Raw genomic sequence first — 19,115 nt, forward strand, 5'->3', positions numbered from 1 at the left:
AGGGTTCAAAGATACCGTTGAAGGCATGGCAACCGACATCAAGGACACCGCCCGGGCCCTGGAGGCCGCCGCCGTCATGGACCTGGTCGGCACCCGGCCGCGGCTGCTCGCCCTGGGCGAGCCCACGCACGGCGAGGACACGCTGCTCGACCTGCGCAACGAGCTCTTCCGGCAGCTCGTCGAGGAGGAGGGCTACCGGACGATCACCATCGAGAGCGACTGCCTGGCGGGCCTGCTCGTGGACGAGTACGTCAGCGCCGGCCCCGACGCCCCCGGCGAGGACGAGGTCATGGAGCGCGGGTTCAGCCACGGCTTCGGCGCGTCCGCGGCCAACCGAGAACTCGTCCGCTGGATGCGGGCGTACAACGAGGGCCGGCCCGCCTCCGACCGCCTCCGCTTCGCCGGTTTCGACGGCCCCCTGGAGATCACCGGCGCCGCGAGCCCCCGGCAGGCCCTCGGCCCGCTCCACCGCTACCTGGCCGCCCGCGTTGACCCGGCCCTGCTCCCCTGCACCGCTCAGACGCTCGACCGCCTGCTCGGCGCCGACGACCGGTGGACCGATCCCGCCGCGATGTGGGACCCGGCCCGGTCGGTGGGCCGGTCGGCGGAGGCCCGGCAACTGCGGCTGCTCGCCGAGGACCTGGTGGCGCTGCTCGACGCGCAGACGCCGCACCTGATCGCGGCGACCTCGCGCGACGACTGGTACCGGGCGCGCCTGTACGGGCGCACCGCCACCGGCCTGCTGCGCTACCACGGCGCGATGGCCGACCCCTCGCCGAGCCGCATGACCCGGCTCGTGGGCCTGCGGGACGCGATGATGGCCGACAACCTCCTCGCGATCGCCGAACGGGGCCCGGCCCTCGTCTTCGCCCACAACGCCCATCTCCAGCGGGAGAGGAGCACGATGAGGATGGGAGGTCTGCCGGTGGAGTGGTGGAGCGCCGGCGCGCTGGTGAGCGCCCGGCTCGGCGAGGAGTACGCCTTCGTGGCCACGGCCCTCGGCACGATCCGCCACCGGGGAGTGGACACGCCGGCTCCTGACACGGTCGAAGGGCTCCTGTATGCGCTCCCGCGGGACCGCTGCCTCATCGACGCCCCGCGCCTGGCCGCCGCCCTCGGCGACGCGCTGCCCGCGCCCCGCGTGTCCCCCTGGTTCGGCTACGCCCCGCTGGACCCGGCCCACCTGGCGGACGGCGACGGGATCGTGTTCGTCAAGGACATGGACCCGTCGTGACCGTGACGCGACGTCAGGCCCTCCCGGCCGACCCCGCGCGGGAACTGCACCTATGGCCCGGGGCCTGCCACGGCTTCGACACCCTTGCGCCCGGGGCCGCGGTCAGCCGGGACGCCCTCGAGGCCCGCACCCGCCGGCTCCGGCGCACCCTCACCCCGTCCGCCCGGCCCGATACGAGCGGCGGAGCTGCCCGCTGAGCACGCGCCGGCGCCAGGCCGGGCCGGGGCGCGCCGTCACCTGCCCCAGATCTTCCGGTACGCCTCGCGGTAGCCGGACGGGTCCCACGACGTGGCGCCGCCGGTGTTCTCGGCCGTGGCGATGTGGGCGGGCGCGACGTAGCCGCTGGCGGGACGGCCCGCGAAGGCACGGTTGAACTCGTCGACGATCTGCCAGCCCTGCTGGTTCAGCGGCTCGGGGACGGTGGCGGCCTGGAACTGCCCGCTGTTGATGCGCTGGAAGGCGGAGGCGTCCCCGTCGCCCGCGCCGATGTTGAACGGCGGTCCCTGGCCCGGCTCGCCGGCCGCGCGCAGGGCGGGGGCGGCATCGGCGAAGTAGAGGTCGTTGATGGCCACGGAGTACGTCCACTCGTCCCGGAAGCGGGACAGGAGCGAGGAGACCGCCTGCGGCGTGCGGCTGCTCGCGTCCGGGATCGGGATGTTCTCGTACGACAGGACGCGCACGCCGGAACAGGAGGCGAGCTCCCGCCGGATCAGTTCGGCCTTGTTCTTGGCGAACGGGATCGAGTCGTCGCTGAAGAGGACCACTCCGGCATCGCCGCCGGACCGGGCGATGATCCAGTCCGCGCTGATCCGCGCCACGTCCTCCACCTTCGTGGTGATGTTGGTGAACAGCCCCGGGTCCCGGCTCGGGCCGGGGGAGGCCACCGCGTGCCAGCCGATGACCGGGATCCGCGCAGCCGCGGCCCGCGCCATCTGCTGCGAGGTCAGCCGGGGATCGAAACCGCCGATGACGATGCCGGCGGGCTTGAGGGTGACGGCCTGGCCGAGCGCTGCCTGGATGCCGGCGGGGGTGCCCTCACCGTCGATCACGCGGACCTGCCAGCCGATGGCCTTCGCCGCCTCCTCCACGCCCTTGGCGACGCCTGCGACCCCGGGGTTGGTCATGGTCTGCGCGACGTAGACCACGGTCCTGCGGGGAACCGCCGGGGGACCGCTGGTGGGGCCGCGCCAGGACGTGCCGGTGGTCTCGGCCTGCTGCACGGCGGCCCTGGCCCCCGCGAGCGCGGCGGGACAACCGGCGGGCGAGGGACCGCCGCCGGCCGAGGGGCCGGGTGCGCAGCCGGACAGGAGGGCGGCGGCCGCGGTCAGCAGGGCCGCGGCCGCGACGGGGGTGGTGCGGTTCGGGTACACGGGGTCGGTGCTCCTCGCGTGTGCGCGTACGACGTGGTCACGACGTGGGCGGGACGTGTTCCAGGGGCGGTTGTCTCTCGCCGGTGCGCAGCCGGCGGCGCGCGGAGTAGCCGGCGAGGCCGACCGCGAGGAGCAGGGTGCCTCCGTTGAACAGCGGCGTGGCCCAGAACTGGGCGCCGAGCTGGCCGATGCCGGCGAGGCCGATGGCGAGGACGGCCACGGCCACGAGGGTGCCGAGGGCGTTGGGGCGGCCCGCCCGGATCGTGGTGGAGCCGAGGAGCGCTCCGACGAACGCGGGCAGCAGGTAGTCCAGTCCGACGCTCGGGTTGCCGGTCTGCTGCTGGGCCGCGAGGAGGACCCCGGCGAAGCCCACGATCAGGCCGGATCCGGCGAAGGCGAAGACGGAGTAGGTACGGGTGGGGATGCCGAGGATGCCGGCGGCGCGCGGGTTGGAGCCGATGACGTACAGGTACCGGCCGAGCGGCAGCCGCTCCAGCAACAGCCACAGGACGGCCGCGACGGCGAGGACGTAGAACGCGGGTACCGGCAGGCCGAGGAACCGGGAGTCGTACAGGCCGGTGAAGGAGGCGGGCAGCCCGCTCGGACCGGGAACGATCCGGCTGCCCCCGGTGATCCAGCCGGTGACGGCGTACATCATGCTGCCGGTGCCGAGCGTGGCGATGAAGGAGTCGATCTGCCCGAACTCGACGATGACGCCGTTGAGGGCGCCCGCCACGGCCCCCGCGCACACCACCACCAGGCAGGCGAGGGGCCAGGGCCAGCCCTCGTCGACGATGAGCCGCATCACCATGACGTGCGCCAGGCCGAGACCGTAGCCGAGGGACAGGTCGAACCGGCCGGTGGCGATGGGGAGCGTCGCGCCGAGCGCCAGGATGGCGGGGATCGACTGGTTGGACAGGATCGAGGAGACGTTGTCCCGCGTGGGAAAGGTCTCCGGCAGGACGAGGGAGAACACCAGGAACAGCAGGGCCGCGAGGACCGGGAGCCCGTAGGAGCCGATGTGGTGCCCGTGAAAGCGGCCCCGTACGGAACGGGGCGCGGGCGAGCGCGAGGGGAGGGGGGAGGGGCTCATCGGCTCGTCGCGGCTCCGGTGACGGGGGGCATGGCCGAGGCGGTGCGGGTGAGTGCGGAGACGGTGAGGGCGGCGCCGGACAGTTCGGCCGCCACGGTCCCGCGGACGAACACCAGGGCGCGCCGGCACACGCCCGCGACCTCCTCGAAGTCGGTGGAGAGCAGCAGGACCGCCAGGCCGGAGGCCAGTGCGTCGTGCAGCAGCCGGTGGATCACGGCCTTGGCGCCCACGTCCACGCCGGCGGTCGGCTCTTCGAGGATGAGCAGACGCAGGTTGCCCCGGAGCCACCGGCCGACCATGACCTTCTGCTGGTTGCCGCCGGACAGGGTGGCGATCGGCACCTCGCTGTCGCGGGGCCGCACCGAGAACCGGTCGATCAGGGCGGCGGCCTCGGCGCGCTCGCGCCGCGGGCTGATCCAGTGCCAGGCGGGCACACCCGCCGCCCGGGGGTTCGCCAGGAAGTTCTCCCGTACGGTCAGTTCGGCGGCGCAGCCCTCCTCCCGACGGTTGCCCGCCACGAATCCGACGCCGGAGCCGAGAGCGGCGGCGACCGTGCGCGGCCGGTACGGGCGCCCGTCGAGCAGGGCCCGCCCGCCGAGGATCGGCCGGGTGCCCGCGAGGGCGCGGCCCAGGTCCGTGTGGCCGGCGCCGGTCAGACCCACCATGCCGAGGATCTCTCCCCTGCGCAGGTCAAGCGAGACCGGCCCGGTGGACGCGGTCCGCACCTCGTCGAGACGCAGGAGGAGCGGGCCGGGGACGGGCCGCGCGGCCGGTTCGCGGGCGGCCGGTTCGCGGCCCACGATGGCGCGCACCAGACGGGCCGGGCCGTGGCCGGCGAGCGGACCCCGGTCGACCACGCGGCCGTCGCGCAGGACGGCGAAGGTGTCGGCGACCCGGTAGACCTCGTCGAGCCGGTGGCTGACGTAGAGGATCCCGCGGCCGCGGTCCCGCAGGGCGTGCAGGACCTCGAAGAGCCGGGCGCAGTCCGCGGCGGGAAGCGTGGCGGTCGGCTCGTCGAGGACGATGAGTTCGGCCCTCGTCGCGAGGGCGCGGGCGAGGGCGACCAGCGAGCGCTCGGCGGGGTCGAGGTCGGCGATGCGGCTGTCGGGGTCGAGGTGGCCCGCGACGAGGGCGAGGGCTCCGTTGCAGCGCTCCCGGGTCCGCCGCCAGGAGACCAGCCCGCCGCGGCGCGGGTAGCCGGTGCCCAGTGCGATGTTCTCGGCCACGGTCATCCATGCGACGAGACCGGGGTCCTGGTGGATGAAGGACATGTTCCGGGTGGCGGGGTGCGAGCCGAGCGGGTGCCCGGCCACCGTCACCTCGCCCGCGTCGGCGTGGTGGACCCCGGCGAGCACTTTGATGAGGGTGGACTTCCCCGCGCCGTTGGGACCCAGCAGGGCGAGGACACCGCCCCGGTGGACGTCGAGGTCGACCGCGTCCAGCGCGAGGGTACCGCCGAATCGTTTGCTCAGACCGCGGATCCGGACGAGCGGATCTGCGCCGGAGCGCGGGGACCGGCTGGTCGAGGTGTCGGGAGCGTCGTGCACAGACTTCTCCGGGGGTCGGCCTCCGAGTTCTTCCCGACTGCAGGGGGATTCTACGGGGATATGGCAGGCATTTCGGGTATGTCGGCCAGAGGAATCGCTACGGGTCACGCCGCGGCCAGGGCGCACTCGGCCCAGATCACCTTGCCCTCGGGCGTGTAGCGGGTCCCCCAGGCCTGGGCGAGCTGCGCGACGAGGAACAGGCCGCGGCCGCCCTCGTCGGTGGTGGCCGCATGGCGCATGCGCGGGGCCGTGCTGCTGGTGTCGTGCACCTCGCAGATCAGTGTGCGGCCGCGGATGAGGCGTACCCGGATGGGTCCGGCGCCGTAGCGCACGGCGTTCGTGACGAGCTCGCTCAGCAGCAGCTCCGTGGCGAAAGCGGACTCGTCCAGGCCCCACCGGCTCAGCTGGGCCACGGCGGCGGCGCGGACGTCGCCGACCCGGGCCGGGTCGGCGGGCAGCTCCCAGCCGGCGATCCGGTCGCGGGGTACGGCGTGGGTGCGGGCGACGAGGAGTGCGATGTCGTCGCCGGGGTGCTCGGGAGCCAGGGCGTCGAGGACCGCCCGGCAGGTCTCCTCGGGGGTGCGGTCCGGGTGGGCCAGCACACGGCGCAGTGCGTCGAGGGCCAGGTCGATGTCCCGGTGGCGGTCCTCGATGAGTCCGTCGGTGAACAGCACCAGCTGGCTGTTCTCGGGGAGGTGGAAGGTGACCGACTCGAAGGGCAGGCCGCCGAGGCCGAGAGGGGGTCCGGCGGGCAGGTCGAGGAAGGTCACGGTGCCGTCGGACCGCACCAGCGCGGGCGGAGGGTGGCCGGCGCGGGCCATGGTGCACTCCTGCGACGTGGGGTCGTAGACGGCGTACAGGAAGGTGGCGCCGACGATGCCGGCGGCGGGATGGTCCCCGCCGTCCGCGCCGTCCGCGCCGTCCCCGCCCTCTTCGCGGTCGAGGCGCACCATGAGGTTGTCCAGGTGGGTGAGGAGCTCGTCGGGGGCGAGTTCCAGTTCGGCGAAGTTGCGGGCGGCGGTGCGCAGCCGGCCCATGGTGGCGGCGGCGTGCAGACCGTGGCCGACGACGTCGCCGACGAGGAGGGCGACGCGGGTGCCGGACAGCGGGATGACGTCGAACCAGTCGCCGCCCACTCCGTGTTCCGCGGGCAGATAGCGGTGGGCGACCTCGACGGCGTCCTGTTCGGGGAGGCCGCGCGGGAGCAGGCTGCGCTGCAGGGACAGGGCCAGGGTGTGTTCGCGGGTGTAGCGGCGGGCGTTGTCGATGCACAGGGCGGCGCGGGCGGCGAGTTCCTGGGCCAGCGAGCGGTCGTCGTCCCCGTACGGGGCGGGGTCCTGTGAACGGTAGAAACCGGCGATGCCCAGCAGGATGCCGCGGGCGAGCAGGGGGACGGTGATCAGGGAGTGGATGTTGTGCGCGAGGAGCAGCTCGGCGTGCGCGGGGTCCTGGGCGATCCAGCCGAAGGCGGCCTTCAGATCGGGTTCCAGGACGGGCTGTCCGGTGGCCAGGCAGCGCATGTGGGGGGTGGTCGGCCGGAGGCTGATCTGCTCGCCCACCGGGTAGAAGGGGCAGTCCTCCCGGATGCCGTGGACGACCGTACGGTGCATCTCGGTGGTCGGGTTGGGTGATTCCTCGCCGCGCAGTACGGCCTCGGGCATGTCGACGGTGACGAAGTCGGCCAGGCGCGGGACGGCGATCTCGGCGAGCTCCCAGGCGGTGCGGCTCACGTCCAGGGTGGTGCCGATGCGGTTGCTGGCCTCGGCCAGCAGCTCCAGACGCCGTCGCGCGGCGACGGCGTACCTGCCCACCTCCGGCTCGCCGACCAGCACGAGCCCCCGCACGGCGCCGTCGGTGCCGTCGGTGCCGTCGGTGGAGTCCGCGGGTGCGCCGCGGGCGAGGGGGCCGGGTGGCGGGGCGGCGGCAGCGGCCGGGGCCCGGGCCGGGGCCTCGGTGTGGCCGGGTGCGGGGGCGTGCCGCTCCGGCTCGCCGGGCAGGAGCACCTCGATGACGACGCCCTCCACGCCGGAGGAACTCGTCACGGGACGGCTCACGAGGGTGACCCGCCGGCCGCGGGACAGGGGCACCTCGGCGGCAGCCCGCCGGGCCGAGGACATCAGCTCCGTGGCCTTCTCCTTGAGCGTCATCTGGTCGCCCTGCTCCAGCTCGCTCTGCAGGAGCTCCTCCATGCCGATCGGGTAGCCGTTGTGGGCCTCCTCGCCGCTCCGGGCGCGGCTCTCGGCAGCGAGGTAGGCGTGCAGCAGGCCGCGCTCGCGCGCCGAACTCTGCTCCATCAGCCGTCGCTCGATGGCTTCGGCCGCCTTGCGCACCACCGGCACCAGGGCCGGGTCGGCGTCGGTGTAGGGGTAGCCGAGGCACAGGACGCCCTCGATGTGCCCGTTGAGCTGGTCGCGAACGGGGATGGCGGTACAGGCACTCGACTGGGACCGCTCGGCGAAGTGCTCGGCGCCGTAGACCTGGCAGAGCCGCCGCTCCGCGAGGGTCAGGCCGATGCCGTTCGTCCCGGCGACCTGTTCGGCGAACACGAACCCGGGGACGCTCTGGATCGCGGCGAGCTGCCTGACCATGGACTTCTCGCCGAAACGGCGTTCGAGGACGGTGCCGTTGCCATCGGCGAGACAGATGTTCATCCGGCTGCCCGCGAAGATGGATTGGAGGCGGTCGAGCACGGGGCGGGCGGCGCGGACGAGCCGGCCGTCCGGGTCGAAGTCCGGTGTGAAGGGGAGCTCGGACTGGTCCGGCGACAGCCCCAGCAGCCGGCTGCGCTGCCAGGAGCTCAGGATCGCACTCCTCACGCTTCCCTCGACGGACTCGACCGGTTCGCCGTGCAGGAACCGGTCACGGGAACGCGCCGGGCCGATGCGGTCGCCGACGACCCCCATCTGCACCACTCCCCTCACCGGAACGTTCACGATCACCCGTTTTGAGTATATTCCTCACGTTTTGCGAGTGAGGGGCGGAGGCGGTGCCTGCCCCGCTGGGGCCGGAGGGCGCCCCTCACAGGATCGCGACCGGATTGACGGGCGAGCCCGTCCCGCCGGGAACGTTCAGCGGTGCCACGGCGAGCATGAACGCGTACCGCCCCGCCCCGGCGCAGGCGGAGGAGAGCGCTTCGAGGTCGAGGTTGTCCAGCAGCGGCACCCCCATCGCCGTGATCGCCAGTGCGTGGACGGGGGAGTGCACGCCCTCGACCGGCGACGGCCGTACGTCGCTGTCCCCGTCGCCGCCGAGCAGGGCGATGCCCCGCTCGGCCAGCAGCGGCAAGGCGTCCACGTGCCAGCCCGCGCTCGCCGTGCCGGGGTCCCAGGGGCCTTCCTCCCGGCGGCGCCGCAGCGCCCCGGACCGCAGCAACACCGCGTCGCCGTCCTCGATCGTCACGCCGAGCGCCCGCTCGGCGGCGATGAGGTCGCGCGCGTGCACGGCCCGCCCCGGCTCGAGCCATCCGACCCCGAGGGCGGCGGGCAGGTCGAGGAGGACGCCCTTGGTGACCAGGGGGCCGAGCGCCGACACCGCGCCGAAGCGGGCGCCGGCGGCGTCGACGCTCTCGCGCGCGACCCGGCCCTCGTAGAGCCGCCCGCGGTAGGCGACGTGTGACAGCGCGTCGAGATGGGTGACGCCCTTGCCGTGGTAGTCGACGGCGAGGAAGTCCTTGTAGACGGAAGGCTCCGGGTCCTCCACGTCGCCCAGGTCGGACATGTAGTGCAGCGCGGGCTTCGCGTTGTCCGGTCCGGGCCGGGTGTCCCAGGGCCTGCCCATCGGCACGACCGTGCCCGACCGCACCAGAGCGCCGGCCCGCCGTACGTGGTCCGCCGTGACCCGGTTCCAGGCACCCCGGTCGGCGGCGGCCCACCGGCCCCAGCTGCGGAGGGACTCGAAGAGCGCGTCGAACTCCCGACGGGAGACGGCGGGCCCGTGCGCGGGGCCGGCCGGCGGGGGAGAGGGGGCGTCGGCGGGGTAGCTGCTCATGTGTGTCCTCAGCGCTCCGAGGTTCGTAGGGCTGCCGCGCGGGGCGCCGGGGGTCCGGAATGCCGGGCGCCCCGGGCTCCGACGGGTTCATCGGGTCCGGCCCGGCACCGCACGCCGTCAGCAGCGCCGGGTCTGGTACGGCACGGGCACGGGCTGCGGTGCGCGGGACGGCGGGCAGCGGCGCAGGGCGACCAGCAGGGTCAGCACGATCCCGCCCGCCACGCAGAAGAGCGCGGTGCTGATCCCGTCGGCCGTGGCGACGCGCAGCCGTTCACCGGTCAGGCCGTCGAGACCGGCGGTTGCGACCAGGACGAGGAGGGCGAGGCCGACGGCCGCGCCCGCGCCCGATCCGGTCGAGGCGATGCCCGAGGCGATGCCCTGCCGCCGGTCGGACACCCCGGTCGCGGCGGCGATGAACATCACGGTGAAGACCACCCCGTCACCCGCGCTGAGCGCCACGAGGCCGGGGACGAGCCCCGTGTACGTGCCGTGCGGCGAGACCGCGAGGCCGAGTGCGACCGCGCCGAGCGCACCCACGGCGAGGGACACGGCCAACGTGGGCCGCAGGCCGAACCGCGTCACGAGCCGGCCGGCCGTCGTCGAGCCGGCCACCACCACCGCCGTGGGGAGGAGGAAGCCGGCGCCGCTGCGCAGGGCGTCGTAGCCCAGGACCTCCTGGAAGTAGAGGGACAGGAAGTAGAGCACCGAGCCGAAGGTCGCCATGAACATGAACGCGATGACGACGCCGGTGATCAGGTGCGGGTTGGCGAGCAGCCCCGGCGGCATGAGCGGGTCGCTGCTGCGCCGCTCGATGACGGCGAAGGCCCCGAGCAGCAGCGGGCCCGCCACCGCGCTCGCCAGGACGCCGGGCGAGAGCCAGCCCAAGCCGGGGCCCTGCACGAGGGCGAACACGATCAGCGTGACACCGAGCGTGGCGCTGAGCGCACCCGGCAGGTCGAAGGTGCGGCCCCTTTCCCGTGCGGCGTCCCGGGGGATCAGGGCGAAGGCGAGCGGCAGCGCGGGGCCGGCCAGGGCGACGTTGACGAGGAAGACCGCCTGCCAGCCGAACGCCTGCGTCAGCAGACCTCCGAGCAGCACCCCGATGACGAGCCCCGCCGCGCCCGCGCCTCCCCAGATCCCCAGCGCGCGGTTGCGGGCGCGGCCTTCGGCGAAGCCGGTGTTGATGAGGGCCAGGGTGGTGGGGAAGACGAGCGCTCCGCCGAGACCTTGGACCGCGCGGGCCGCGAGGAGCAGTCCGGGGCCGGTCGCCAGTGCGCCCGCGAGCGAGGCCCCGGCGTAGAGGGCGAGGCCGGTGACCAGGATGCGACGTCGTCCGAGCAGATCGGCGGCGCGTCCGCCGAACAGCAGGAAGCCGGCCGAGGCCACCGCGTACGCGCTGATGACGGACTGGAGCGTCCGCGCCGAATAGCCGAGGTCGCGTGCGATGTCGGGCAGTGCGACGACCACGATGTACTGGTCGAGGGAAACGATCAGCATGGCGAAGGACAGGAGCGCCAGCATCGCCGTCCCCCGACGCCCACCGGCGCCGCCGGGCGCGGAGGACGGGTCTGTGGATCGCACGACAGCACTCCTGCGGGGCCTGGGCCGTCTCGCCGAGGGGGACGGACGCCACGACCTTACGACGCCTGCACCGAGCCGCTCGCGAAGGGCATCATGGCCGTGTGAACGTGTCCCCGACCGCCGCCACCGGTGGCGGAGCCGGTGTTCCCGGGCTCCTCCGGGTCGCTCCGACGCCGCGGACCGCGGTGGTGTGGCTCCCTCCGGAAGGACTGTGGCCCGCGATCCAGAGCATCCGAGCCGAGCACGACCCGCAGATCCGCCGCTGGCCACCGCACGTGAACCTGGTCTTCGGCTTCGTCCCGGAGGCCGACTTCCCGGCGGCCCTCCCGCTCCTGTCCGCCGCGGCCGCGCGCAGCGAGCCGTTCCCCGTCCGCCTCAGCGGAGTGCACGCCTTCCGGCACCGCGCGTACGCCACCGTGTGGCTGGACCCCGCCGCGGCCGGCCCGGCGCCCTGGACCAGGCTCCAGGGCGCCTTGGCCGAGCCGTTCCCGCTGTGCCGCGGCCGGTTCCCGCGGTTCACGCCGCACCTGTCACTCGGACGCACCCCTGACCCGCGGAACCTGGCCGCGGAGTGCGCCGCCCGCCTCGGCAGCACGCCGGCGCAGGTCCGCGACATCGTGCTGCTCTCCCGCCGCGGTGAGGAGCCCATGCGGCCCCGCTTCGCCCTCACCCTGGGCACGGGCGACGTGCGCCCCCTCCCCGCGTCCCTCCCGCCGCCCCCGGTGTGACGGCGCCGCTCTCGCTCAGGCCGCCGCCGGGAAGTCCGGCGCGATCCCCAGGGCGGGGGCGATGGCCCGCCAGATCGTCGCCTGGGCCGTGGCGAGGTCGACGCGGGGGTCCTCCAGCATCAGACGGATGCCGAGACCGTCGCACAGGGCCAGCACCAACGTACTGAGGGCGCTGACGTCGCAGTCGGTGAACTCGCCCGTGGCGACGCCCCGTTCCACCACCGCGCCGACCCACGCGTGCAGCTGGTCGTACAGGTCGACGGCGAGGTGCCGGGCCGTGCCGTCGCGCAGGGCGCGCACCCACAGCTCCTGCCAGAGCTTCCAGTCCTGGTGCAGCTCGGCGTCGGTGGGCAGCATGCTCCGCACGATGCGGGCCAGCACGACGGCGGCCGCGAGCGACGCGTCCTCGCTGCCGGTGTCCGTACCGGTCCTGGCGAAGGAGTGCGTCATCGCCTCGGCGAAGAGCTTCTCGCGGGTGTCGAAGTGGTAGTGCAGCAAGGCCTTGGAGACCCCGGCGTGCTCTGCGACCTTGCGCATGCTGACGTGTTCGAAACCGATGTCGGCGATCACTTCGCACGCGGCCGTGAGGATCCGCTCCCGCGTCTCGAGTGCGCGCTCGGCCTTGGTCACGTTGGCAACTCCCCGTGTCGGCGCCCGGTGGCCGGGTGAGTGGGTGGGTGGAAGGGCAGGGCCCGGCGGCCCGGCCCGCCGGACCACCATCCTCGCGCACCGGCGGGCTCCCGGCGGCGGTCCGGGCCGCGGGCCGGGGCCCGGACCGCCGTCTCGGGGCTCACGCCGAGGACGGCATCCGCAGCACGCCCGTGCCGCGCTTGACGAGTTCGCCCGCGACGATCAGGCGCTGGATCTCGGAGGTGCCCTCCCAGATGCGGTCGACGCGCAGTTCGCGGTAGAGCCGTTCGACGGGGTACGAGCGGTCGTAGCCCCGGCCCCCGAAGATCTGCAGGCACCGGTCGACGACACGGCCGGACGCCTCGCTCGCCGCCAGCTTGGCGATGGCGGCCTTGGCGTGCAGCGTCTTGCGGTCGGCACGGCCCTCGTCGACCTCCCAGGCGACCTGGTGGGTGTAGGCGCGGTTGACGGCGATGTCGACGGCGCAGTCGGCGAGCATGCCCTGGATCAGCTGGAAGTCGGCGATGGGGGAGCCGAACTGGCGCCGCTCGACCGCCCAGTCGCGGGCGAGTTCCAGGGCGCGCTCGGCCGCGCCGATCGTCCGGGCGGCGATCATCAGACGTTCCTCGGTGAACCAGGAGCGGCTGATGTCGTATCCGTTGCCCACTTCTCCCAGCACGGCGTCGGCGGGCAGGCGCACATCGGTGAAGGTGAACTCGGGGTGCTCGTAGACGAAGGTGTGCATCCAGCGCGGTACGCGGGTCATCTCGATGCCAGGAGTGTCCTTGTCGACGAGGAACAGGGTCGGGGCCCCGTCCTCCCCGGCGGCTGCGAGCACGATCATGAAGTCCGCGTGGTCGCCGACGGTGACGAACCACTTCTCGCCGTTCAGCACCCAGCCGTCGCCGGTCCGCGTCGCCGTGGTCCGCAGGCTCTGCGGGTCGGAGCCGGCCTCGGGCTCGCTCACCGCGTAGCAGTCGCGGCGCCGCCCCCGGATCACCGGGACGAGGTAGCGCTCGCGCTGCTGCGGAGTACAGAAGGACAGCGCGTTGGCCGGGCGCCACACCATGTCCCACAGGGCGCCGGTGAGCCGCCCGAGCTCCGCCTGGACCGTGACCTGCTCGAGGACGTTCAGGCCGGCGCCGCCCCACTCCACCGGCATGTTCACGGCCTGGAGGCCGCTGTCGAGCACGGCGTCGCGGATCTCGGTGTGGGCCTGTGGGGGCAGGCCGTTGTTCTCCTCGCAGTCGAGCTCGTACTTCATGAGGAACGCGGTGAGCGCGCGCGCCGAGTCCCTGAGCTCTTCCTGACGGGCGGTGAGCCGGAAGTCCATGTCACTCCTTTACGGTGTTTCGGTGTTTCGGTCGTGGGAAGCGGGGCGGTTCGGGATCAGGAGCCGGGCAGCGCGAGGACCCCGGTGCCCCGCTTGACGAGTTCGCCCGCGATGATCAGGCGCTGGATCTCGGAGGTGCCCTCCCAGATGCGGTCGACGCGCAGTTCGCGGTACATGCGCTCGACGGGGTACGAGCGGTCGTAGCCCCGGCCGCCGAAGATCTGCACGCACCGGTCGACGACCCGCCCGGCGGCCTCGCTCGCGGCGAGCTTCGCCGTCGCGGCCTTGGCGTGCAGCGTCTTGCGGTGGGTGTGCGGCTGGTCGGCTTCCCAGGCGACCTGGTGGGTGTAGGCGCGGTTGACGGCGATGTCGACGGCGCAGTCGGCGAGCATGCCCTGGATCAGCTGGAAGTCGGCGATGGGGGAGCCGAACTGGCGCCGCCCGACCGCCCAGTCGCGGGCGAGTTCCAGGGCGCGCTCGGCCGCGCCGACGGTCCGGGCGGCGATCATCAGCCGCTCGTCGGTGAACCACTCCTTGGTCAGCTCATAGCCGTTGCCCACACCGCCGAGCACGTCCTCGTCAGCGACGAAGACATCGGTGAACGTGAACTCGGGGTGCCCGTTCACCGCGGAGTGCATGAAGCGGGGGACCCGGGTCATCTCGACACCCGGCGCCTGCTTGTCCACGAAGAACAGCGTCGCTGCGCGCTCCGGGCCCGCATCGGCCTGCACCAGCAGGAAGTCGGCGATGTCGCCACAGGTCACGAACCACTTCTCGCCGTTCAGCAGCCAGCCGCCCGCGGTGCGGGTCGCGGTGCTCGTGCACGAGCCGGGGTCGGAGCCCGCACCGGGTTCGGTGACCGCGAACGCGTCGAACCGTTCGCCGCGGATGACCGGCAGGAGGTACTTCTCCCGCTGCGCCTCGGTTCCGTGGGCCAGGACGTTCGCGGGCCGCCAGGGGATGTCCCAGAGGCAGTTGGTGACCTTGCCGAACTCCTCCTCGACGATGACCTGGTCCAGCAAGGACAGGCCGGCCCCGCCCCAGGCGGCGGGCATGTTGATCGCGTAGACCCCCGCGTCCATGGCGGCGCGGGTCAGTTCGCGGACCGTCTCGGCCGGCAGCGGGCCGCCCGCCTCCTCGGACTGGTCCTCGTACCCCGTCAGGAGCTGTGCGTAGGCGGCGGCGCGGGCCTTGAGGTCGGCCTGCTCGGGTGTGTAGCGGAAGTCCATGGTGTTCTCCGGGACGCGGGGGTGCGGACGGACGGGGTGCGGACGGACGGGGTGCGGACGGACGGGTGCGGACGGAAGCGGTGCGGCGGCTGGACGTTGGGGGGCAGGTCCCCACGGACGGCGGGGCGGTACGGACCGCAGGGCGCAGGGGCAGGCCGTGCACGCGGGCCGGGTCAGCCGAGGACGGCCCGTGCGTCCAGGGCCAGCGCGCCGTCCGGGCGGACCAGCAGGGGGTTGACCTCCAGTTCGGCGATCTCCGGATGCTCCGCGGCCACCGTGGTGATGCGCTCGATGACGGAGGCCGCGGCGCTCACGTCGACGGCCGGCCGCCCGCGGACGCCGGCGAACAGGGCGGCGCTGCGCAGGCCGCGCAGCAGGTCCTCGGCCCGGCGGGCCGGCACCGGCGCGAGCGCGAAGGCCACGTCGCGCAGGGTCTCGGTGAGGATGCCGCCGAGCCCGACCATGGCCACCGGCCCGAACCGGGGATCGCGCTGCACGCCCACGATCAGCTCGATGCCGTCCGAGAGGTCGGCCATCGCCTCGACCGAGTACGAGCGGGCGCCGAGCCGGGCGTGCATGTCGCGGTGGGCGGCGAGGAGCGCGTCCGGACCGGCCAGGCGCAGCGCGACGCCGCCCGCGTCGGACTTGTGCAGGAGGTGCAGGGCCTTGAGCACGTACGGCCCCTCGAACTCCCGGGCGGCGGCGAGCAGTCCGGCCTCGCCGGTGATCTCGCGAGCCGCCGGGAAGGGCACACCGGCGGCGCCGAGCAGCGCGCGCACCCCGTGGTACCCGGGGTCCCGGAGCGGTGCGGCGGCAGCGGGCAGCGCGGGGAGTTCCGGTGCGCGGCCCGCCGGGCGGCGGGCCATCGCCGACAGCGCACGGGCGGCGTCCTCGGTGGCGGCGAACACCGGTATCCCGGCCCCGGCCAGCACCCGGCAGCTCGGGGACTGCGGGTACATCGACTGTACGACCAGCGGCTTCGGCGAGGCCGCGAGGTGCGTGACGATCTTCTCGGCGGCCCGCGTCTCGCCCTCCGCGAGCACGGAGCCGCCGGCCGGGCCGCCGCCCAGCCCGCCGTCGGACGCCGCGTAGCCGCCGAAGTAGCCCGTCATCAGGACGGCGTCGACCTCGTCGGCGCCGAGCAGTTCCGCGACCGTGTCGGCGTACGAGAGGGGCTGCTGCTCGCCCATGCCCGCCAGGTCGACCGGATTGCCGACCGCGGACTGCTGCCACAGCACGGCGCTCAGCCGTTCCCGGGTGGCCGCGGCGAGCTCCGGTACCTCGAGTCCGGCGTCCTCGGCGGCGTCGGCCGCGATCGCGCCGTGGCCCCCGCCGTCGGTGAAGACCGCGGTCCGGCGTCCTCGCGCACGCTGCCCCGGTCCCGCGCCGAGGGCGGCCAGTACGACGGTCATCTCCCTTGGGGTGCGGACGAGTTCCACCCCGGCGTCGCGGCAGGCGGCGGCCACCACGTCGGCCGAGGTGGTGAGCGCTCCGGTGTGCGACCGGGCGCTGCGGGCGGAGGCGCTGCCCCGGCCGGCGGTGAGCAGGACCACCGGCCTGCCCGCCGCGGCGGCGGCCCGGGCGAAGGCCCTGCCGTCGCCGAAGTCCTCGGCGTACACGGCGATCGCCGTGGTGGCCTCGTGGCGGGCGCAGTCCTCGACGAGGTCGACGAGGGTGACGTCGGCCTGGTTGCCGAGGGAGACGAACCGGGAGAAGCCCAGCCCGTGCGGAGTGCCGCGGAGCTGGAGTTCGAGGGCGAGGTTGCCGCTCTGACTGAGCAGGGCGACCCCGCCGGGCGCGAAGCGGTCGGAGGCGAGGTAGAGCTCGGTCGTGTTGTCGGCGATGCCCAGGCAGTTGGGTCCGATGAGGAGGGCTCCGGCTTCCCGGACGCGGGCGACGACGGCGCGTTGCCTGGCCAGTCCCGTCGGTCCGGCCTCGGCGAAGCCCGCCGTGATGCCGACGATCGCCTTTGCCCCGCAGGCCAGGGCGTCATCGACGGCGTCCTCGAAGCCGCTGCCGGGGACGCAGACCACCACCAGCTCGACGGGTTCGCCGATCGCGGCGAGGGAGGGGGCCGCCGGTCTGCCGAGGACGGTGCCGCCGCGCCGGTTCACCAGGTGCACGGGCCTGCGGCCGTCGGCGCGCAGCGCCTGGAAGGCCACCGCGTGGCCGTACTTCGCGGGGTCGTCGCTGGCGCCGACTACGGCGACGGAAGCCGGGTCGAAGAGAGCGGTCAGATCGCGTCCCATGTCACTTCTCCACGCGCAGGGCGGAGTTGGGGCAGCTCTCGGCGCAGGCCCGGGCCGTTTCCTCGGAGTCGGGCGGGACGGCGACGGCAATGACCTTCGCGTATCCCCATTCGTCGAGTTCGACCAGGTGGGGTGCCTGTTCCTGGCACAGCCCGTAGCCCTGGCAGCGGGTGGAGTCCAGTAGGAGTTTCACGGTGTTCCTTTCAGCACGGGCAGCGGGGTACGGCACGGGGGCGTGTCGGAGACCTCGGGTACGGCCACGGCCAGGCGGCGCCCGGGTCCGCCCGCGGCGGGGGCGGCGGCGCAGCCGGGGCACGGGCCGCCGAGATGGGACCGGGCGAGTTCGGGGAAGGCGCGCAGGAGGCTGCCGGCGGTCCCCGCGGCGGCGTCGAGCAGGCCGCACGCGCCGCGGCCCGGCAGGGCGCCCGACCACCGCTCCAGGCGGGCCAGTGTGTCGGGCCCGGCCACGCCCGTGGCGAGTGCGTGCACGGCGTCGCGGACGGAGGCCGTGCCCGACACGCAGACGCCGCACTGCCGTGCGCTCTCGGCGGCGAGGTGGCCGACGGCGTCGGCGGCGGTGGCCACGGGGCAGTCACCGGCGGCGAGGAAGCGGATCGCTCCGCAGCCCAGTGCGGTGCCGGCCGCGGCGAGTGCGCCGGGTTCGAGCGGGAGGTCCAGGGCGCGGGGGCCGACGAGTCCGCCGAACAGTCCGCCCATCAGGGCTCCGGCCGCGTCGGGGGTGCCGTGCGCCGCCGCCAGGGTGCGCAGGGGGACGCCGTAGGGGACTTCGGTCAGCAGGGGGGCCGACCGTCCGCCGGAGAGCGTCACCAGGGTGGAGCGGGCGATGTCCCGCCGAAGGCCGGGGCGGGCGGCGGTGAGGGCGATGCGGGCGAGGGTCTCGACGTTCGCGACCAGGGTCGGGGCGCCGCCGACCCCCCGCTCGAAGGGGCGGGGCGGCTTGGCGGTGGGCAGGGCCGGTCCGCCGTCGATCCGGCGGACGACGGCGCTCTCCTCACCGGCCACGTACGCGTGGGCGGTCTCGACGACCTCGACGGGCAGGGGCGGCTCCCGTTCGGCCAGGGCGCGGCGGACGCGTGAGGCCGCTGCGGGGTCCGAGAGGTACACGTAGCCGCGTACGGCGCCGGTGACCGCGGCGGCGTGGGCGAGCCCGTCGAGGACCAGGTGGGGCCGGGCCCGCAGCAGCCAGCGGTCCTTGACCGAACCGGGCTCGCCCTCCTCGCCGTTGGCCACGACCACCGGGGCGCCGCCGCGCTCGCGGACCGCGCGCAGCTTGACGGCGGCGGGGAACCCGGCCCCGCCGCGCCCGCGGAGCCCGGACGCGGCGAGGTGGTGCAGCAGTTCGTCCGGCCCGGTGGCCGCGGCGTAGCCGCCGGTGGCGCGGTAGGCCTCGGCATCCTCCGTGGCGCCGGGCGCCGCTCCGAGTACGGAACCCGGCGGCGGCTGCGCCGGGAATCGGATCGTGGTCATCGACTGCTTCCCTTCCGGGGCGTGGTGCGCAGTGTCCGTACGGCGCTCTCGAGCGCGGTGCGGTCCCTGGCGGTGCGGCCGTACCCCGGTCCCGGCAGGCCGATGAGCATGCGGTGGTGATCGAGGACCACCTCGGCGGCGAGCAGGGCGGCGGCGCGGTCGCCCTGCTCGGGTCGGGCGGCCACCGCGGTCACCAGTGCGGTGACCTCGGCCAGGTAGCGGAGCCAGGTGTGGCGGCTGCCCCGCAGGACCAGGCGCTCCACGCGCCGCCGTTCGACGGCCGTCAGCTCTGCCGACCGGGCGGGATCCGGGGGCGGACGGTGCGAGGAGGCGCGCAGGGCGGCGACCGCTGCGGGCAGTTCCCGCTCGGGTTCGGGGGTGAGCCCGAGCCAGTCCAGACGCCGACGACCGCTCATGCGTGCCTCCGGGGAGGGGGTGGGGTGGGGAGGGGCGGATGGGGGTGTGCCGTGATCGACCGGATCGCCGGCAGGGGCCGGGAGGCAGGGGGGCGGGCGAGAGGCGAACCCAGGGCTCACCGCGGCGGCTGCCAGTGATGCGGGAGCCGTGCGGGAGCGTGCAGGAGGGGATCAGGGGAGGGCGGGCCCGGGCGGATGCCTGGGCGGCGGGGCTGCACCGGGCCGGACGA

General features: G+C 74.4%; 15 protein-coding genes and 1 pseudogene. 3 read left to right on the top strand and 13 right to left on the bottom strand.

Features of this window, described 5'->3' with window-relative positions; genetic code table 11:
* The first annotated feature begins 25 nt into the window (after positions 1 to 25).
* Together AB0D44_RS16425 and AB0D44_RS16430 are read left to right on the top strand one after the other, a co-directional pair.
* The gene (locus AB0D44_RS16425) at positions 26 to 1,234 is read left to right on the top strand and encodes an erythromycin esterase family protein (protein ID WP_362590606.1); all 1,209 of its coding nucleotides are present in this window, start codon (positions 26 to 28) and stop codon (positions 1,232 to 1,234) included.
* A 41-nt stretch (positions 1,235 to 1,275) separates the two neighbouring features.
* Positions 1,276 to 1,431 (top strand): annotated as a pseudogene (locus AB0D44_RS16430) (alpha/beta hydrolase); the annotation flags it as partial.
* 36 nt (positions 1,432 to 1,467) lie between these two features.
* Here the strand turns inward: AB0D44_RS16430 and AB0D44_RS16435 are convergent.
* The 6 genes from AB0D44_RS16435 to AB0D44_RS16460 all read right to left on the bottom strand — a co-directional run bounded on the left by AB0D44_RS16435 (position 1,468) and on the right by AB0D44_RS16460 (position 10,812).
* On the bottom strand, positions 1,468 to 2,604 hold the full coding sequence (locus tag AB0D44_RS16435) for a substrate-binding domain-containing protein (protein ID WP_362590609.1): 1,137 nt from the start codon (positions 2,602 to 2,604) through the stop codon (positions 1,468 to 1,470).
* 37 nt (positions 2,605 to 2,641) lie between these two features.
* A complete protein-coding gene (locus tag AB0D44_RS16440) occupies positions 2,642 to 3,697 on the bottom strand; it encodes an ABC transporter permease (protein ID WP_362590612.1) in 1,056 nt (351 codons plus the stop codon).
* Positions 3,694 to 5,244, bottom strand: coding sequence for a sugar ABC transporter ATP-binding protein (locus AB0D44_RS16445; protein WP_362590615.1), 1,551 nt, complete (start codon positions 5,242 to 5,244; stop codon positions 3,694 to 3,696). Before AB0D44_RS16445 ends, AB0D44_RS16440 begins: the two co-directional genes overlap by 4 nt.
* Positions 5,245 to 5,348: 104 nt before the next feature.
* Positions 5,349 to 8,147 carry a SpoIIE family protein phosphatase gene (locus tag AB0D44_RS16450; RefSeq protein WP_362590766.1) on the bottom strand — a complete coding sequence of 933 codons (2,799 nt, stop codon included), beginning with the start codon at positions 8,145 to 8,147 and terminating at the stop codon, positions 5,349 to 5,351.
* Between the two features lie 115 nt (positions 8,148 to 8,262).
* Positions 8,263 to 9,231, bottom strand: coding sequence for a cyclase family protein (locus tag AB0D44_RS16455; RefSeq protein ID WP_362590618.1), 969 nt, complete (start codon positions 9,229 to 9,231; stop codon positions 8,263 to 8,265).
* Positions 9,232 to 9,348: 117 nt separating this feature from the next.
* The gene (locus AB0D44_RS16460; RefSeq protein WP_362590621.1) at positions 9,349 to 10,812 is read right to left on the bottom strand and encodes an MFS transporter; all 1,464 of its coding nucleotides are present in this window, start codon (positions 10,810 to 10,812) and stop codon (positions 9,349 to 9,351) included.
* Positions 10,813 to 10,913: 101 nt separating this feature from the next.
* Between AB0D44_RS16460 and AB0D44_RS16465 the strand changes: the two genes are divergently transcribed.
* Positions 10,914 to 11,540, top strand: a complete 627-nt coding sequence (locus AB0D44_RS16465; protein ID WP_362590623.1) for a 2'-5' RNA ligase family protein — start codon at positions 10,914 to 10,916, stop codon at positions 11,538 to 11,540.
* 15 nt (positions 11,541 to 11,555) lie between these two features.
* Here the strand turns inward: AB0D44_RS16465 and AB0D44_RS16470 are convergent, their stop codons facing one another.
* The 7 genes from AB0D44_RS16470 to AB0D44_RS16500 all read right to left on the bottom strand — a co-directional run bounded on the left by AB0D44_RS16470 (position 11,556) and on the right by AB0D44_RS16500 (position 18,885).
* A complete protein-coding gene (locus AB0D44_RS16470) occupies positions 11,556 to 12,170 on the bottom strand; it encodes a TetR/AcrR family transcriptional regulator (protein WP_362590626.1) in 615 nt (204 codons plus the stop codon).
* A 160-nt stretch (positions 12,171 to 12,330) separates the two neighbouring features.
* Positions 12,331 to 13,503: an acyl-CoA dehydrogenase family protein gene (locus AB0D44_RS16475; RefSeq protein ID WP_362590628.1), complete on the bottom strand. Its 1,173-nt coding sequence runs from the start codon at positions 13,501 to 13,503 to the stop codon at positions 12,331 to 12,333.
* A gap of 56 nt (positions 13,504 to 13,559) precedes the next feature.
* Entirely contained in the window at positions 13,560 to 14,732 is a 1,173-nt protein-coding gene (locus AB0D44_RS16480; RefSeq protein ID WP_362590631.1) for an acyl-CoA dehydrogenase family protein, read from the bottom strand.
* 173 nt (positions 14,733 to 14,905) lie between these two features.
* Positions 14,906 to 16,981 carry an acetate--CoA ligase family protein gene (locus tag AB0D44_RS16485; RefSeq protein WP_362590634.1) on the bottom strand — a complete coding sequence of 692 codons (2,076 nt, stop codon included), beginning with the start codon at positions 16,979 to 16,981 and terminating at the stop codon, positions 14,906 to 14,908.
* A gap of 1 nt (position 16,982) precedes the next feature.
* Positions 16,983 to 17,174, bottom strand: a complete 192-nt coding sequence (locus AB0D44_RS16490) for a ferredoxin (RefSeq protein WP_362590637.1) — start codon at positions 17,172 to 17,174, stop codon at positions 16,983 to 16,985.
* Positions 17,171 to 18,469 carry an NADH-ubiquinone oxidoreductase-F iron-sulfur binding region domain-containing protein gene (locus tag AB0D44_RS16495; protein ID WP_362590640.1) on the bottom strand — a complete coding sequence of 433 codons (1,299 nt, stop codon included), beginning with the start codon at positions 18,467 to 18,469 and terminating at the stop codon, positions 17,171 to 17,173. The genes AB0D44_RS16490 and AB0D44_RS16495 overlap by 4 nt, the downstream gene beginning before the upstream one ends.
* Positions 18,466 to 18,885: a hypothetical protein gene (locus AB0D44_RS16500; RefSeq protein ID WP_362590643.1), complete on the bottom strand. Its 420-nt coding sequence runs from the start codon at positions 18,883 to 18,885 to the stop codon at positions 18,466 to 18,468. The genes AB0D44_RS16495 and AB0D44_RS16500 overlap by 4 nt, the downstream gene beginning before the upstream one ends.
* Positions 18,886 to 19,115: the final 230 nt, after the last annotated feature.

Source organism: Streptomyces sp. NPDC048349, from assembly GCF_040651925.1.
In the GTDB taxonomy this organism is placed as follows: domain Bacteria; phylum Actinomycetota; class Actinomycetes; order Streptomycetales; family Streptomycetaceae; genus Streptomyces.

Bases quoted from the DNA above. Each gene is read 5' to 3' on its own strand.
- AB0D44_RS16425 (WP_362590606.1), top strand. From the start codon at position 26: ATGGCAACCGACATCAAGGACACCGCCCGGGCCCTGGAGGCCGCCGCC.
- AB0D44_RS16440 (WP_362590612.1), bottom strand. From the start codon at position 3,697: ATGAGCCCCTCCCCCCTCCCCTCGCGCTCGCCCGCGCCCCGTTCCGTA.
- AB0D44_RS16450 (WP_362590766.1), bottom strand. From the start codon at position 8,147: ATGGGGGTCGTCGGCGACCGCATCGGCCCGGCGCGTTCCCGTGACCGG.
- AB0D44_RS16455 (WP_362590618.1), bottom strand. From the start codon at position 9,231: ATGAGCAGCTACCCCGCCGACGCCCCCTCTCCCCCGCCGGCCGGCCCC.
- AB0D44_RS16475 (WP_362590628.1), bottom strand. From the start codon at position 13,503: ATGGACTTCCGGCTCACCGCCCGTCAGGAAGAGCTCAGGGACTCGGCG.
- AB0D44_RS16480 (WP_362590631.1), bottom strand. From the start codon at position 14,732: ATGGACTTCCGCTACACACCCGAGCAGGCCGACCTCAAGGCCCGCGCC.
- AB0D44_RS16485 (WP_362590634.1), bottom strand. From the start codon at position 16,981: ATGGGACGCGATCTGACCGCTCTCTTCGACCCGGCTTCCGTCGCCGTA.
- AB0D44_RS16495 (WP_362590640.1), bottom strand. From the start codon at position 18,469: ATGACCACGATCCGATTCCCGGCGCAGCCGCCGCCGGGTTCCGTACTC.
- AB0D44_RS16500 (WP_362590643.1), bottom strand. From the start codon at position 18,885: ATGAGCGGTCGTCGGCGTCTGGACTGGCTCGGGCTCACCCCCGAACCC.